We start from the raw sequence: 14,979 nt of genomic DNA, 5'->3' as shown, positions 1-14,979 counted from the left end.
CTCTAATCGCTCTGTTCTTCGATCAGGCCGGCGGGTTCTGGCTTATCGTCGCCCTTACCCATGATTTCGGGGCCCCAATCGGCGATCAGCAGGCTTCGCCGTTCCTCCAGTTCCTTGATCTTGGCCTCGTTACGCAGGCTCATGATCGCGGCCACAATCTGGGGGATGAAGAAATAGAGCAGCCAGCCGATGGCCGCCGCCCCGAACATGATCAGCCAGGTGCCCGGATCGGCCAGCATGCGCAATGTGATGCCCATCTCGTGACCCTGCTGCCACAGGCGCACCACGTAGGGGGCGATGCCGCACAGGTTCATGGCACCCACGGTCAGGGCCGCTGATTTCTCCGGGTCGCGGTCGATCAGATAGGCGACGATGGTCGGTGCCAGCCCCGCCAGCACCAGCACGCTGGTCGGCATCATCATCAGCCCGGCCGGGGCCAGCAGAAGCAGCAACAGCAACGCTCCGCCACCGCCGCCCCGCCGCTTTGGAGGCCGTTTGCCCAGTGCCGCGCTCATCCCAGCCTCAGCATGTAAAAGACGGTGCCGATCATGGTCAGGCCGGCGACGATGGAGGTGACGACGGCGGCAATCTGGCGTCCGGTGCCGTCGGCCATGGCCATCTTGTCACTGGCCGCACCACGCAGCTTCTCAATCTGACGGGTCAGGCCTTCATATTGGCGCATGGCGGCCAGGAAGCCCTTGTCATCGGCGCGGATGGCATCGACATTATCGACAATGCGGACGATGGCATCCAGCACCCCGTCGCGCGCCACATTCGTGACCTCGGCCTTCATCCGCTCCCGCGTTTCCCGGTTCTTGAACCGTTTGAAGACGGGGTCCATCAGTGCCGCCAGCCACCCGCACAGGTTCGGCACGCGCGCGGGGCCGAACCGGCTTTGCACGTCGGCCAGTACCGTGATCATGGCAATCATCCGCCGCGCCGGGTCATGCGGGTTCGACAAGGGCACCAGCAGCCGGTCGTTCAGCTTCTTATGATGCGTGGTGATATAGCCCAGCACGTGCCGATCCACGGGGTCGCGCCCGCGGTTGGGCTTGGTCGCGATCTGATCCAGAGCGGACAGCAGCTCTGCCGGGCTCAACACATAATGGTCGCGCAGCTGTGGCGACAGGCAGGGGCAGGCGGGACACAGTTCATAGACGATGCGTTCGATGCCGAAGCCCATGCCGACATGTTCCAGCAGGGCGCGGTAGCCATCATAGGCCTGCACCATGGGCACATATTCGGGCCGGAAATCGGTCTGGCAATTCACCCAGAAATGCGGGAACTGCGCCACGACGAATTCGGCGAAGGGCTGCACGCCGCTATTCTGCCAGAGGGCTTCCGCCAGCGCTGTCCCCAGCCCGTCCGGCATGACGGAGATGCCGCGATAACGGATGGGTGAGGGCGGGTCCAGCGCGATAGCCACGCGGGTCACCAGCTTGTCTTCCTGCGACGCTCCGCGCCCGCCGGCCCCGGCGGATGCAATGGCGGTCTGCATCGCCTCAGCTCGCGCCTCGTCGCCCACCGACCGGCGCACCCATTTCTCGACATCGCCGCGTTCGATCAGGGCGGCGGCGGCGGCACTCTGCCGGGTCAGCGCGCGGGCCAGAGCCCGGCAATGCATCAACTCCTCGCCCTGGAATTCGAACGGGCGGGCACCACGGCGCGGCACCTGCGGCTGTTTGGGCGACATGCGCCGCCCCTGCAGCCACAGGTCCAAGTCGGAGACGGACCAGCGCTGCTTGGGATCATCGATCATCAGGCCGCGCAGTGGCTCCACCAGGCTTTGCGGCAGGCGTACCTGGCTGGTCAGGGCAGGATAGGTGCCCTTATCCATCTTCAGCTTCAGGATGCTTTCATCATCCAGATCGGCCAGCGGGTTGCGGCCCAGATAGAGCGCCAGCAGCGTGACACCCAACGCATACAGATCGTCGGCGATGGTGCCGGGGCCGCGCCCCGCCGGCTGCGCCATCCCCCGCTCGATGGTCTCCACCAGCACCGGCTGCCCATATCCCACCGGCGTGGACAGGCAGTCGCCAATTGTGACGGTGGGGGAGGCGGGGTCCTTCTGGAACAGGTTGGTAGGCCGGACAGCGCCACAGGTCATGCCCCGTGCATTCATTTCTCGCAACGCGAACAGCAATGATGGCATCAGTGACCGGGTGATCTGGTCATCCTGCATCGGTTCGCGCGTTTCGCCCATATCCTGCATGACCCGGCGTCCGCCGGGCCGTTCATAGATCAGAACGAAGCGCTTCTTGCCTTCCGGCGTCCAATCGACCGTGCCCCAATCCATGAGGCGCAGCACGGCCGGATTTTCGATGGCGCGGTACGTGGCCATCATGTCGATCCGGGCGGGGACGGGACGATTGGTGACGATGGCAAAGACTTCCGTCTTGCGATCCCGGCTCATCCGCGCGGCGAAGGCGGGGCCGCCAACTGAATCCAGCGCCGGTATGGGCGTGCCCGGCATGATTTCGCATCGGCCGCCCAGATCAATGGGCGACGAGGGGACCATCATCTCCGCGCTGCGGCGGGGCGGCGGCGGGGCGGGCGGCTCGTCAAGATCGGCGCTGCTGACCATGATCGAAAGGGGCGCTCCGGTCGGAAGATCGTAATGGCGGGGCAATGGTTCCGCGCGATCATCGCAAACCATGTGCGATTGCACAATGGCACGTGACCCGATCCAGCCGAAAGGAACAGACACCTGAACTTTGGCCTAATACGCCTATCCATCCATCAATGCTTGTGGCGAAGGTCCAGAACCTGTTGGGCGGTCAGGGGGCGGTAATAGAAAAAACCTTGGCCGTAATCGCAGCCAGCATCGGCCAGCGCCACCAGCTGGGTCAGGTGCTCCACCCCTTCCACCACGGTTCGCATGCCCAGACGGCGGGCCAGGACGACGATGAACTGCACCACGGCCAGCTGCCGTTCATTCTCCACGACATTGTCCACGAAGCTCTTATCGATCTTCAGGGTGGAGGCCGGGCTATTCACCAGCAGGGACAGGGCGGAATGGTCGCGCCCGAAATCATCGATGGCAATGCCGAAACCTTCCCTGGCGATGTCCTTCACCTGCGCCATCACCTCGGCATTGCTCAACAATCCCTCCGTGATCTCCAGTTCCAGCCGGTCCCGATCCAGGCCAAGGCGTCGACATTCCTCCGTCAATATCTCCAGCACCGACGGCGCGCAGTTGCCGGGTTGAAGCTGCAAGGGAGAAACATTGATCGACAGATGGATGGTGCGGCCCTGTTGCCGCCAGATCTGTTTCTGGCGCAGGGCCTCCCGCATCAGCCATTCGCCGATAGGAACGATGGTCTGGTTGCGTTCGGCCAGCGGGATGAATTCCGCTGGCGAGACGGGACCGAATTCAGGATGGTTCCATCGCAGCAGCGCCTCAACCCCGAATACCTCGCCGGCGGGAATGTCGATCTTGGGCTGATACAGCAGCGACATGCCCGCCCCGCTGCGCGCGAACCAGAGCCCGTCCTCCAATGCGCGCTGCCGGGCCAGTTTGCGGCGCAGATCGTCGGCGTACCAGCCGATCTGTCGTCTGGTGCGTAGTGCCTCATGCCGTGCCGACCGTGCGGCCATGACCAGCATGTCCATATTGTCCGCGGCATCCACGAAACTGGCCACTCCGCAGGACAGGGAAAGATGACATGTGGTGTCATGTACGCGCAGCGGCGTTTCCAGCAACCGTATGATGCCTTCCACATTCGCATTGGCATCGGGCAGCAGGGCCGCGAAACGCTCGCTGTCGAACCGGGCCAGCAATGCCTCCTGTCCGAAGGCCATTTTCATACGTTCCCGAATGGTGGTCAGCAAGACCAAGGCAGCATCATAGCCCAGGCGGGAAATCAGCCCGTCATAGTCGTTCAGTTCCATGTAGATCAGGATGGCGTTGCCGCCGCTGGCCGACAGGCCCTTCAGGACACGGTTACCCTTCGTGACGAACCCGTGCTTGTTCAGCATCCCGGTCAGCGGATCATGCAAAAGTGCCGGTGCCTGATAGACACAGGGGCATTCCGGTGGCACGGCCGGCAAATTGTTGATGCCTTTGATCATTCCTGGACACCATTGGTTCGACAGGATGAAAGCTACTATGTCCTAAGATCTATGCCATTTGTTCGGATGGTCAGGTTTCCAAGGTTCCTGTCCGGCAATGGCCCGCCGACATCATGCGGCGTGGCGCAGGTCCATGACCCGGCCCGCGCACATGGGGCGATAATAGAAATAGCCCTGGCCATAGTCGCAGCCCGCCCCAGCGACCGCCACCAATTGCCGGATATGTTCGATCCCCTCCACCACTGTCCGCATGCCCAGATCATGGGCCAGTTCCGTGATGAAGCGGATGATCGTGGCCTGACGCGGGTTGCGCAGGACATTATCCACGAAGCTTTTATCGATCTTCAACGTATGGGCGGGGCTTTCCACCAGTAGCGACAGGGCCGAATGGTCGCGTCCGAAATCATCAATGGCGATGCTGAACCCGGCATCGGCCAGCCGGCGTACCTGCACCATGGCGGCTTCGTCGGTCAGCATGCCTTCGGTAATTTCCAACTCTACCTTCCTGCGGTCCAGGTCCAGCCGCGCGCATTCGTCCAGCAGGATGTCCAGGACAGAGGCATGACCCGGCTCCACGATCAACTGCACCGGGGAGATGTTGATGGCCATGGACAGGTCCATGCCGGCCTGCCGCCAATCCGCCTGCTGTCGCAATGACTCACGGATCAGCCATTCGCCCAGCGGATTGATGGTGCGGGTCCGTTCGGCCACCGGGATAAATTCGGCCGGCGAAATCGTCCCAAGTTCCGGATGGTACCAGCGCATCAATGCCTCCACCCCCGTCACCTGGCCCGAGTGGATTTCGACCTTCGGCTGGTACAGGAGCGAGACGCCGGTTCCGGCCCGGCTGTCCCACAGTCCATCTTCGATGGCACGGCTGCGGGCCAGACGTTTGCGCAGGTCACTGGCGAAGAAGCCGACCGGTCGGCCCTCGTTGGCGGCATCGCGTCGTGCGATGCGGGCGGCCACGACCAGCATATGCATGTCGTCAGCGGCCTCGGGATAGGAGGCGATGCCGCAGGTGATGGACAGGTGATAGGCATGGCCGCCAATGACCACCGGCGTCTCCAGTGCGCGGTTCAGGGCCTCCAGACTGCCGCCGGCATCCGGCAAAAGGACGGCGAAACGTTCACTGTCGAACCGTGCCAGCAGGACATCGCTTCCGAAGGCCAGCTCCAGACGCCGCCGCATGGCATGCAGTAGGTCCAGCGCCTCCTCATATTCCATGCGGGACACGATACCTTCGTAATTGTTCAGCTCGATGAAGACGACATGCGGATGTTCGCCCGCCTGCGCCATCATGGGCAGCAGACGGGTGCCTTCGCGGATGAAACCGTGCTTGTTCAGCAACCCTGTCAGCGGGTCACGCAGGGCGACAGGCTGCTGCGGTCCTGAGGCCGAGGCGCTGTCGTCGCCCGCACGAAGGTAGTGCACCCGTTGCATATGAAGCCTGTCAATCACTTTGCAATCCATTGCAGGATGATAGGCCTGGAGCTTGAATTTGTCAGATGTGCAGAGGGATAGTTGGTGATTTTAAATGGTAAACTGTTTGTTGGTAATTGTGATTAAGGTATTCAGTAAATATCCATTTACGAAATTCGTTAATATCTGCTTCTGGATGGCGTGTTGGAAACCTTGGAAAGTTTGTGTTGCAACAAGTTGCGGGCATTTGGGTGCCATTCTGCGTCCATAAGAAACAGAATGACACCCGTACCGTGTTTCCTTATGCACCTTCAACGCGCAGGACGGCACCATCGACGCCCGTGACCCGCACGCGGCTGCCCTGCGGCAAGTCGGCGGCACCGGCAACCCGCCAGATCCCATCAGCGATGCGCGCTCGGCCATAGCCGTTCACGATCCCCTCTTCCAGGGTCAGAACCTGACCCAGATATTGTTCGCCCCGCCTGTTCAGCGTACCGGACTGCATGTCAGTGGGGTCGCGTCGCGCCAGAAGTCGCGACACGAACCAGGCCAGCACCGCCAGCACGCCGAACATCACCAGTTCCGTGGCAAGTCCGATATCGAAGACCAGTGCCGCGACGCCGACGATAGCCGCCGCCCCGCCGATCCAGAGCAGGGCAGCCCCTGGAATGAACATTTCCAGCGCCGCCAGCACCAGCGCCAGGCACCACCAGTACCAGTAGAGAACGCGAAACCCTTCCATCGCTTCCTCCCTTCTTCCGGTTCAAATCTCTCAAGCGCCGGTTTTGTCGCCCCAGGGCGACGGCTGCTGTTGCGCGGCCTTGATGGCGGCCGCCTGTTCGGCATTGGTGCCGCCGGCTGCGGGCAGGGGCGCCGTTGGCTTGCGGGGTGGTTTCGGGGGCAACTGCGCTGGGGAATTGCCACCCCCGTCGCCCTTAAACGTATCCTTGGCCAGTTCGGCCAAGCCCCCCAGCGAACTGATGATGCCCGTCGCCTCCATCGGCATGAAGAACACCTTCTGGTTCGGGCTGTGCGCGAATTCCTTGAAGGTGGTTAGATATTGCTGGGCCACAAAGTAATTGATGGCCTGGACGTTGCCGCCGGCAATGGCGTCAGACACCATGCGGGTGGCGGCGGCTTCCGCCTCGGCTTCGCGTTCGCGCGCCTCCGCGTCACGGAACGCGGCTTCGCGACGGCCCTCCGCTTCCAGGATGGCGGCCTGCTTCTGACCCTCTGCCTTCAGGATGGCGGACTGGCGTGCTCCTTCGGCTTCCAGGATCAGGGCGCGGCGGTCGCGCTCTGCCTTCATCTGGCGGGCCATGCTGTCCACCAGATCACGGGGCGGCTGGATGTCGCGGATTTCGATACGGGTGACCTTGATGCCCCAGGGCTGCGTCGCCTCATCCACCACATGCAGAAGCTGGGCATTGATGCGGTCGCGCTGCGACAGCAGTTCGTCCAGGTCCATGGAACCCATGACAGTGCGGATATTGGTCATGGTTAGGTTCAGGATGGCGACCTGCAGCTGGCTCACCTCATAGGCGGCCTTGGCGGCGTCCAGCACCTGATAGAAGACGACCCCATCGACCTTCACCATGGCATTGTCCTTGGTGATGACCTCCTGGCTGGGCACGTCCAGCACGATCTCCATCATGTTCATCTTGGCACCGATGCTGTCGACGAAGGGCACGATGAAATGCAGGCCGGGGCGCAGCGTGTGGGTATAACGACCGAACCGTTCGATCGTGTACTCCATGCCCTGCGGCACGGTCTTGATGCCGGCAAAGGCCAGCAGAACGCCGAAAAGGGCGACGACGCCCGCAAAGATCGCCAATTCCATATTTTGGTTTCCCCCCTTGAACCCATGTCCCCAGCATCGCATGTGGGATAGAGGAAAGGCGAGCGCAAGTGATCAGCTACAACCATTAACCGATTTTCCAGCGGGACCGTTTCCACCCCGCCCTTGCCCCTTTCTTCCGGCCGGCATAGCCTGCCCGCCATCGGTCCTTTGTCTGGATTTTCAGGAGCCTTGCCATGCGCCGCTTCCTTGCTGCCCTGCTGTTTCCCCTGCTGCTGGCCCTGCCGACCGCCGCGCAGGAGGTGGTGGGGGAGTTTAGCAATGACTGGACGGGGAATGAGCTGGACATCACCGCCTTTCCCGACCCGGCGGTGAAGGGTATTACCTGTCATATCGTGGATTTCGACCGTTCCGTCTGGGACCGGCTGTCCAAGGGCAACTGGTTCGAGGACCCGTCCAACGCCTCGCTGGCCTGTCGGCAGACGGGTGCCATCAGCATCGGCGATATTGACCTGTCTAAACGCGGGGAGGAGGTGTTCTCCGAACGCAAGAGCCTGGTATTCAAGTCGATCGCGGTGCGCCGCATCTATGACAAGGCCAATGACACCCTGATCTATGTCGTTTACAGCCGACAGGTGAAGGATGCCTCGGCCAAGATGTCGATCAGCACTGTGCCCCTGTTCGCCGCCAATCCTACATGGGAGAAAGGCAAGCCCAAGTGACAGAAGGGGCTACTTACACCGGTGCCTCGTGGCTTTCCTTTGGCAAATCCAGACAGATGGGTTAATACAAGGTTTATCTAGAGTACCGTTCGGTGGTATGTATCCCTTGTCCCAAAGGGACGATGCATACTCCAAAATGGGGACCGTTGGTCATGTGGATGACGAGCCTTGTCGGGGGCGGCAAGGGTTCCGCCATTGGGCGCCGTTTAAATTTCGAGGTGCAGACCTTCAAGGCCGATCACTGGGTCATTGAAGACAGTCTGGCCACCGAGGAAGAAGCACGGGCGCTGGCCACCAAGCTGTTGCCGAACCGCGACGGCGTGCGCATCGTCCGTGACTTTGCCGGTGTTCCGGGGAAACCCGCTACGGAAACCATCATCTTCTCCGAAATGCGGGAAGCCAAGGGCAAGACCATCGCGGTTCAGCCCGTGGATGACAGTCCCGTCTGCACGGACACCAAGGATTACCTCCAGGCTGACAGCCGGCAGACCATCTCCAAGCTGCTGCGCCAATATCTGGAAGACAAGGCGCTGACCGCATCTGAGCTGCTGTACAACGCGGCGGAGATGAAGCGCGCCATCAATTTTGAGAACCTAGTGCCGACCGCCGTCGGCCGTGTCGCCACCATCCAGGGCAAGGTGACAGGCCAGGATGTGCGCGAACGCCGCGACCTGATTTATTCCAGCCTGACCGACCTGCGCAGCAAGGCGGAAGAGGCGCAGAAGCGCGCCGGTTTCAGCGTGAAGCAGGATGGGTTCCGGGGTGCCCTGGACAAGGTGGAAGCCCTTTGCAACGGCGATGAGGCCGAGGCCGATTACCTGTCCAAGGTCATCCTCTGCCGCGATCTGGTCCAGATCCGCAATCTGCTGGGCAAGGTGGAATGGCTGTTGGAAAGTGCCGGTGACGCCGCACAGAACAAGGCCTCCCATATCCACATCATCGACACGCTGGTGGCCGATGCCAGCAGCTTCCAGTCGGTCATCCAGGATTTGCTGGGCCGCCAGCCGGACCTGGGCACCGCCCTGGGCCGCATGCTGGATATGGTGGAAGGCAAGTTCGAGCCGACCGAACGCGAGATGGCGCCGCCCATCGCCAAGGTGCTGAGCCAGTGGCTGGGCATGGGCCACGCACCGCAGACCTATCAGGTGGTGCTGGAGAGCTTCTTGCGTGGCCTGCGCGGCACCTCGCCACTGTCGCGTGACCCGGAACGCAACCGGGCCAGTTTTACGGCCCTGGTCGCCCGTGTCATGCTGCCGTCCGGTCTGTTCGGCGGTTCGCGCATGGCCGATGCCATGACCAATGGCTATCTGCGCTTCATCGAACAGGGCGGCGGCGAAGGCCGGCGCATGTCGATCGAAGGCGTGATGAGCCTGATGCCCACTTGGCGCGACCGCACCCTTTATCTGGCGGAACTGGCCGGTGGCGATGTGGGTCAGCGGGAGATGGAGACGGTGGTGGCGCGGCTGCGCAACTGTCTGTCGACCGACCGCGACGTGAATTCCATGGTTGGTCTTCAGGTGCCGCTGAAGCCCAAGATGCAGGCCATGGCCTCGCTCTATACCGCTATCAACAATTCACAATTGCCCGATGATGTGCGGCCCACCATGGCCGACCGTATTGATGAGATGGTGGCCAGCTACATCGCTCAGGCCAAGGTGATCGAACGGCTGGACGATCCCTCGGCGTCGCTGCGCATCCGCGCCACCCGCCTGATGCAGTTTGCGGCCAACGACGTACTGTCCAGCCCCAAGGCCCGCAAGATGGTGCGCGACCAGATCGTCGGCCTTTTGCGTCAGCCCAATTTCGACGGCAAGTTCGTGGAAGGACTGAGCACACCACAGGAACAGGCCAACGCCCTGCGGCAATTCTACGGCCTGCTGCGTCAGGCGCAGTTCATGTAATTTGTTCCCTCAATCGCCGAGCAAGGTCAATGCTCGTCGGTTGCTTTTACCTGCTCCTGCCACCGCCGCCACAAGTGATACGCGGCGGGTGCGAACAGGATGATCAGGACGATGCGGATGATATGGTGCGTGGCGACAAAGGCCGCATCCACGTGCAGGGCCAGCGCCACCAGGCTCATCTCCGCCAGACCGCCCGGCGCATAGGCCAGGATCAGCCCCGCTAGGTTCAGCCCCGTCAGCAGATGCACCAGCAGCGACAGGGCCAGTGTCACCAGCAGCAGCACCAGGGTCAGTCCCACCGCGATGCCGGCGGTGCGGGCGATACGCATCAGGGGCACCCGCTGGAACCGCCCACCGATGGAGGCGCCGATCACCACCTGCGCGGCGGCGACCAGCAGACCCGGCGGCTTCACCGCCGTTAATCCCGCCAGATGCAGACCTGCGGACAGCAGCATCGGCCCCACCAGGATGCCGGCGGGAATGCGCAGCTTCTGCGCCAGTGGTGCGCCGAGAAAACAGGCAGCGATGACACCATAGTCGATGAGGGTCAGTTCCCAGGGCCAGGGACCCAGCCCATGCAGGCTCCAATCCCGGCCCGCCGGGTCGTATCCGGGCAGGGCCTGGAACGCGAAGGGCACCGTCATGACCACCAGCATGATGCGCAAACTGTGGCCAAGCGCGATGGAGCGGTCGTCCCCGCCCAAGGCGCCGCCCATCATCACCATCTCCGTGAACCCGCCCGGCATGGCCGTGAAATAGGCGGTGGGCGGGTCATAACGGGCGAAGCGGCGCAGATAGAAGGTGCCGGCCACGGCACCGATAATGATGTAGACGGCCATGAAGATCAGGCTGACCGACCATTCGCCGAGATGGCCCAGAAGGGTGGGATTGAACGCAGCACCCAGCATGATGCCCAGCACGATCACCAACCCGTCGCGCAGCCCCCGCGGCACCATGGTCCGCACGCCACCCAGGGCGGCGATGGTGGTCGCCAGCATGGCCCCGATCATGAAAGCCAGCGGCACATGCAGCTTGAAACAGATGGTCCCGCCTGCCGTACCCAGCACCATGGCCGTGACGAAGGCGGGCCAGTCGATGCGTGGCTTGCGCCGGGTGGATGCCGGCACCGTGTCGGGCGGCGTGGTCATGCCGCGAGCCGGCCCAGCCTGACGGCGGTCTGTCCGCGTTCGGGATGGCGCGAGGGCATGATCAGCACGCAATCATCATAGGGCGTGCGCAGCGCCACCTCACCATCCAGGGCGAAAGGGGTGCCGGCCAAGGGGATGACATCCATACCCTGATAATCCTTCAGGAACCGGAAACGATCACTGCCCACCGTAACGGTTTCCGTCACCTCCACAAGCCGGGCGGGTGGCGGTTCGGCGGATGGCAGCCATGGGGTCAGCGCAGATACCGGCACGATGCCCGAGAAATGCAGGAACCGCGCTGCCGTTCGTATCGCCACCCCGGCGCTATCGGGGTCCCAATGCTGTCCGCATTCGGCCAGAAGCGCGACGGGACCCTCGTCACCATCGGTAAATCGCGGGTGATCAATCAGGCGGCTACCCCCCACATGGCCCCGGTCCGAAACCACAATGCCGGGCACACCCAGCCGTCGCGCCAGTTCCCGCCCGCGTGCCGACGGACCGGACAGCATCAGGGGGATGCGGTCGGCCTGCATCGAATGCAGATCCAGCAGCAGGTCTGCCGTCGCGAATAGCGGCCACAGCTCCCGCGCCCGCCGCCGCTCCTGGCTGGCGCGGCCATCCGCCAGGGAAGCGGGGGACCAGACGCGGTTCATATCCTCTTCGGCATACCGGGCCATGATGGGGAATTGTGGATCGAACTGTGCAAAGGCCTCCACATTGGCGAAGGTGATGGAAAGTGACCCGTGCGTAGGGCGGATGCCGGCTTCCAGCAGCCGTATCGCGGCAATGGCGCCCGAATATTCATTGCCATGCATCAAGGCGTTGATCAGGACATGTGGGCCGGCCTGTCCGCTGTCGAAATGGTGGGCAAAGGCAATGCCTGTATTCCCCGCCTGCCAGGGTATGATATCCGGGGGCTGAAGATCATCGGGTGACAAGGGATCGATACGCGCCATGGTCCCTCCCTCTCGGGTGGCCCTTTACGCCATCTCCTGTAGTTGGCGTTTCGCCCCCAAAGGCAGGCATGTCTTCTGTGCTATCGACGCCGGCCCTGACACCAAGGTATAGGTTCCAAGTCAATTCGATGAAAGGGCGGTTTCATTTCCCCGCACCTTCATCGCTGATTTTCCGCAACCGGAGACGGGGTTGAATGAGTTTGGTGATCGATGATGTGGTCGTCCGGCATGATCCGGTCGGGCCCGCGGTCCCGCTGCTGTTCGACAGCCCGCATAGTGGCACGCGCTATCCGGCCGATTTTGATTTCACCTGCCCGTTTCCCCTGCTGCGCCAGGCGGAAGACACACATGTGGACGAGCTGTTTTCGATGGTGCCCGATATGGGTGCCACGTTCCTGTGTGCGCTGTTCCCCCGTTCCTATATCGATGTGAACCGCGCGCCCGATGATATCGAACCCTCCATGCTGGACGGGGAATGGCCGGAACCGGTCAACCCGTCACCGAAAAGCGTGGCGGGCATGGGTCTGGTCCGTCATCTCTGCCGTCCGGGGGTGCCCATGTATGATGGCCGCCTGCCCGTGGGGGTGGTCCGCGACCGGATCGAGAATTACTGGCGGCCCTATCACGAGCTTCTGTCGGAAAGCCTGGATGTGCTGCACGCGCGGTTCGGCGCCGTTTATCACATCAATTGCCATTCCATGCCGTCCTTTGTGATCGGCCCGGACCGGCAGTCGCCGGACTTCGTCATCGGCGACCGGGATGGCACCACATCGGAAGCCGGGTTCACGCGTCTGGTCGTGGGCACTCTGCGGGGCATGGGCTACAATGTCCGCCTCAACGATCCTTACAAGGGCGTGGAACTGGTCCGCCGCTATTCCTGCCCTCCGCGGGGACGCAACTCCCTACAGCTGGAAATCGACCGCCGGCTTTATATGGATGAAGAGACGCTGGAACCCCATGCCGGATTTCAGGAACTGCGCACCAATCTGGCGACGCTGGTCCGCGTGATGCGCGATTACGCCCTCGACCGTGCGGGGCGCATGGCGGCGGAGTAGGGCTGGTCTCTCAAAGCAGCCAGCGCCCTTCGGCCCAGCGCAGGGCCCAGAGCGCGGTTCGCCCTAGGGTCCAGCGCCCGGCCCAGGTGGCCAGCGCCTCCCCATTGCCCAGGTCGATGAACAAAGGCGGCCTGCGCGTCGGCGCGTGGCGGGGTACCAGATCGGTGGCAATTGCCGTCAGATTGTAACTGGCCGTTCCCCAGGACGGGTGTCGCCCGCCGGTGGGCCTCACCGCCTCTCCAACCGCCAGCACATGTTCCAGCCCGCCGACGAACAGTTTGGTATCGGTGCGCAGATGGCCATCGGCCTCTATATCCAGGCCACTGGTCTTCAGCCATGCGGGACCGATGCCGCCGGTGGCGTTCAAGAACAGGTCGAAGGCGACGCGGTCGCCATTGACCAGCACGGCCTCGTTCCCTTCCACGCGCGCCACGGGGGCCTTTTCGATCAGGATGGCGCCATGGGCCGACAGGATTTCCGCCAGCCGAACCCCCGCCGGTCCCGGCAGACCCTGCATCAGCAGGCCGCGCGTCAGGATGGTGATGCCGACATGTCCCCCCAGGCTGGCGGCCAGTTGGATGATGGACAGGGCAATGCGCGCCGCCTCCACCCCGCCGCCGGCGATGGTCAAGGCCACGACACGGCCCGGGTGCTGTTCAAACCGTGCCTCCAGCGCCGCCCGCAGGTCCAGCAGCCGCGACAGGGGCCGGGTGGCGAAGCAGCGGGCATGCCCTTGCGTGCCGGTCAGCGGCCTTGTCATCGCATCCGGGGCCATGGACAGAAGGTCGAAGGCGACCGGTTCCCCCTCATGGCGGTGGACGAGGCCGGCTTTCAGGTCCAGGCCCAGGACGCTGTCATCGATGAAGCCAATGCCGGCGTCCCGCGCCATGCTGCCGGCATCTATTCGCGCCGTTGCGGGATCAATCCGCCCGGCCAGCAGTGCCGGCACCGCCTCGGCCCAAATCTGGGGTGCGGGGGCCAGAAGGGTAACGCGATGACCCCGCTTCACCAGGGCGGAGGCTCGTTTCAGCAGGGCGGGCTGTGCATGGCCGCCACCCAGGAGCAGGATACGCTGTGGCCGTCTCAAACGGCGGCCTTCGCTGCCGTTGCCCCCTCGGTCGGGTCGCGCAGGACATAGCCGCGGCCCCAGACCGTTTCGATGTAGTTTTCGCCGTCCGTAGCGGTGGTCAGCTTCTTGCGCAGCTTGCAGACGAAGACGTCGATGATTTTCAGCTCCGGCTCATCCATGCCGCCGTAGAGATGGTTCAGGAACATCTCCTTGGTCAGGGTCGTGCCCTTGCGCAGCGACAGCAGTTCCAGGATGCCGTACTCCTTGCCGGTCAGGTGCAGGGGCGAACCCTCCACGGTCGCCGTCTTGGCATCCAGGTTCACCGTCAGCTTGCCCGTGCGGATGACACTTTCTGAATGGCCCTTGGACCGGCGGATGATGGCCTGTACGCGGGCGATCAGTTCGCGCTTGTCGAACGGCTTGGTCAGGTAATCATCGGCACCGAAGCCCAGACCCTTGATCTTGTTGTCCAGGTCGGACAAGCCGGAAAGGATCAGGATCGGCGTGTTGACGCGTGAGGCGCGCAGGCGGCGCAATACCTCATACCCGTCCATGTCGGGCAGCATCAGATCCAGGATGATGATATCGTAGTCGTAGAGCTTACCGATCTCCAGCCCGTCCTCACCCAGGCTGGTGGCGTCCACGATGTACCCGCCTTCGGCGGACAACATCAGCTGGATGCTTTTCTGCATCGCGGCATCGTCTTCAACCAGCAGGACGCGCATGACAAGTTCCTCGGGCATGAATGGGTATAACCCATCTACGGCAGATAGGTTAACAGAGCCTCTACGGATATGCTATCCGACCATTGGCTTTGCCAGGGGTCATAGGCGGTTC

General features: G+C 62.9%; 13 protein-coding genes. 3 read left to right on the top strand and 10 right to left on the bottom strand.

The window, feature by feature from the left end:
* Positions 1-2: 2 nt before the first annotated feature.
* From ABC729_RS09910 to ABC729_RS09885, 6 genes are all read right to left on the bottom strand, one after another.
* Positions 3-515, bottom strand: coding sequence for a hypothetical protein (locus ABC729_RS09910; protein ID WP_495607440.1), 513 nt, complete (start codon positions 513-515; stop codon positions 3-5).
* A complete protein-coding gene (locus ABC729_RS09905) occupies positions 512-2,584 on the bottom strand; it encodes a protein kinase family protein (RefSeq protein WP_495607439.1) in 2,073 nt (690 codons plus the stop codon). The genes ABC729_RS09910 and ABC729_RS09905 overlap by 4 nt, the downstream gene beginning before the upstream one ends.
* A gap of 155 nt (positions 2,585-2,739) precedes the next feature.
* Entirely contained in the window at positions 2,740-4,071 is a 1,332-nt protein-coding gene (locus tag ABC729_RS09900) for a putative bifunctional diguanylate cyclase/phosphodiesterase (RefSeq protein WP_495607438.1), read from the bottom strand.
* 111 nt (positions 4,072-4,182) lie between these two features.
* Positions 4,183-5,532 carry a putative bifunctional diguanylate cyclase/phosphodiesterase gene (locus ABC729_RS09895; protein ID WP_495607437.1) on the bottom strand — a complete coding sequence of 450 codons (1,350 nt, stop codon included), beginning with the start codon at positions 5,530-5,532 and terminating at the stop codon, positions 4,183-4,185.
* A 262-nt stretch (positions 5,533-5,794) separates the two neighbouring features.
* On the bottom strand, positions 5,795-6,235 hold the full coding sequence (locus ABC729_RS09890) for an NfeD family protein (protein ID WP_495607436.1): 441 nt from the start codon (positions 6,233-6,235) through the stop codon (positions 5,795-5,797).
* 30 nt (positions 6,236-6,265) lie between these two features.
* The gene (locus ABC729_RS09885; protein ID WP_495607435.1) at positions 6,266-7,333 is read right to left on the bottom strand and encodes an SPFH domain-containing protein; all 1,068 of its coding nucleotides are present in this window, start codon (positions 7,331-7,333) and stop codon (positions 6,266-6,268) included.
* Between the two features lie 194 nt (positions 7,334-7,527).
* On the opposite strand from ABC729_RS09885, the gene ABC729_RS09880 reads away from it, so the two are divergent.
* Together ABC729_RS09880 and ABC729_RS09875 are read left to right on the top strand one after the other, a co-directional pair.
* Positions 7,528-8,013, top strand: a complete 486-nt coding sequence (locus ABC729_RS09880) for a CreA family protein (RefSeq protein ID WP_495607434.1) — start codon at positions 7,528-7,530, stop codon at positions 8,011-8,013.
* Positions 8,014-8,171: 158 nt separating this feature from the next.
* Positions 8,172-9,914 (top strand): hypothetical protein, encoded by a 1,743-nt coding sequence (locus tag ABC729_RS09875; protein ID WP_495607433.1) that lies wholly within the window; start codon positions 8,172-8,174, stop codon positions 9,912-9,914.
* 26 nt (positions 9,915-9,940) lie between these two features.
* Here ABC729_RS09875 and ABC729_RS09870 read toward each other — a convergent pair whose 3' ends face one another.
* Together ABC729_RS09870 and ABC729_RS09865 are read right to left on the bottom strand one after the other, a co-directional pair.
* Positions 9,941-11,062, bottom strand: a complete 1,122-nt coding sequence (locus ABC729_RS09870) for an AbrB family transcriptional regulator (RefSeq protein WP_495607432.1) — start codon at positions 11,060-11,062, stop codon at positions 9,941-9,943.
* Positions 11,059-12,018, bottom strand: coding sequence for a M14 family metallopeptidase (locus tag ABC729_RS09865; RefSeq protein ID WP_495607431.1), 960 nt, complete (start codon positions 12,016-12,018; stop codon positions 11,059-11,061). The genes ABC729_RS09870 and ABC729_RS09865 overlap by 4 nt, the downstream gene beginning before the upstream one ends.
* A gap of 194 nt (positions 12,019-12,212) precedes the next feature.
* On the opposite strand from ABC729_RS09865, the gene ABC729_RS09860 reads away from it, so the two are divergent.
* Positions 12,213-13,073 (top strand): N-formylglutamate amidohydrolase, encoded by an 861-nt coding sequence (locus ABC729_RS09860; protein WP_495607430.1) that lies wholly within the window; start codon positions 12,213-12,215, stop codon positions 13,071-13,073.
* Between the two features lie 10 nt (positions 13,074-13,083).
* Here ABC729_RS09860 and ABC729_RS09855 read toward each other — a convergent pair whose 3' ends face one another.
* Positions 13,084-14,160 (bottom strand): NAD(P)/FAD-dependent oxidoreductase, encoded by a 1,077-nt coding sequence (locus tag ABC729_RS09855; protein WP_495607429.1) that lies wholly within the window; start codon positions 14,158-14,160, stop codon positions 13,084-13,086.
* Positions 14,157-14,867 carry a response regulator transcription factor CtrA gene (gene ctrA, locus ABC729_RS09850; RefSeq protein WP_495608666.1) on the bottom strand — a complete coding sequence of 237 codons (711 nt, stop codon included), beginning with the start codon at positions 14,865-14,867 and terminating at the stop codon, positions 14,157-14,159. The genes ABC729_RS09855 and ctrA overlap by 4 nt, the downstream gene beginning before the upstream one ends.
* Positions 14,868-14,979: the final 112 nt, after the last annotated feature.

The sequence above is a fragment of the Niveispirillum sp. CC-CTL257 genome, from assembly GCF_059489915.1.
Note: the sequence above shows the minus strand (reverse complement) of the source record. Positions and strands in the feature narration are given on the sequence as shown.

Coding starts and splice junctions, on each gene's coding strand:
- ABC729_RS09910 (WP_495607440.1), bottom strand. CDS start 515: ATGAGCGCGGCACTGGGCAAACGGCCTCCAAAGCGGCGGGGCGGCGGT.
- ABC729_RS09885 (WP_495607435.1), bottom strand. CDS start 7,333: ATGGAATTGGCGATCTTTGCGGGCGTCGTCGCCCTTTTCGGCGTTCTG.
- ABC729_RS09900 (WP_495607438.1), bottom strand. CDS start 4,071: ATGATCAAAGGCATCAACAATTTGCCGGCCGTGCCACCGGAATGCCCC.
- ctrA (WP_495608666.1), bottom strand. CDS start 14,867: ATGCGCGTCCTGCTGGTTGAAGACGATGCCGCGATGCAGAAAAGCATC.
- ABC729_RS09860 (WP_495607430.1), top strand. CDS start 12,213: ATGAGTTTGGTGATCGATGATGTGGTCGTCCGGCATGATCCGGTCGGG.
- ABC729_RS09905 (WP_495607439.1), bottom strand. CDS start 2,584: ATGGTCAGCAGCGCCGATCTTGACGAGCCGCCCGCCCCGCCGCCGCCC.
- ABC729_RS09870 (WP_495607432.1), bottom strand. CDS start 11,062: ATGACCACGCCGCCCGACACGGTGCCGGCATCCACCCGGCGCAAGCCA.
- ABC729_RS09880 (WP_495607434.1), top strand. CDS start 7,528: ATGCGCCGCTTCCTTGCTGCCCTGCTGTTTCCCCTGCTGCTGGCCCTG.
- ABC729_RS09890 (WP_495607436.1), bottom strand. CDS start 6,235: ATGGAAGGGTTTCGCGTTCTCTACTGGTACTGGTGGTGCCTGGCGCTG.
- ABC729_RS09875 (WP_495607433.1), top strand. CDS start 8,172: ATGACGAGCCTTGTCGGGGGCGGCAAGGGTTCCGCCATTGGGCGCCGT.
- ABC729_RS09865 (WP_495607431.1), bottom strand. CDS start 12,018: ATGGCGCGTATCGATCCCTTGTCACCCGATGATCTTCAGCCCCCGGAT.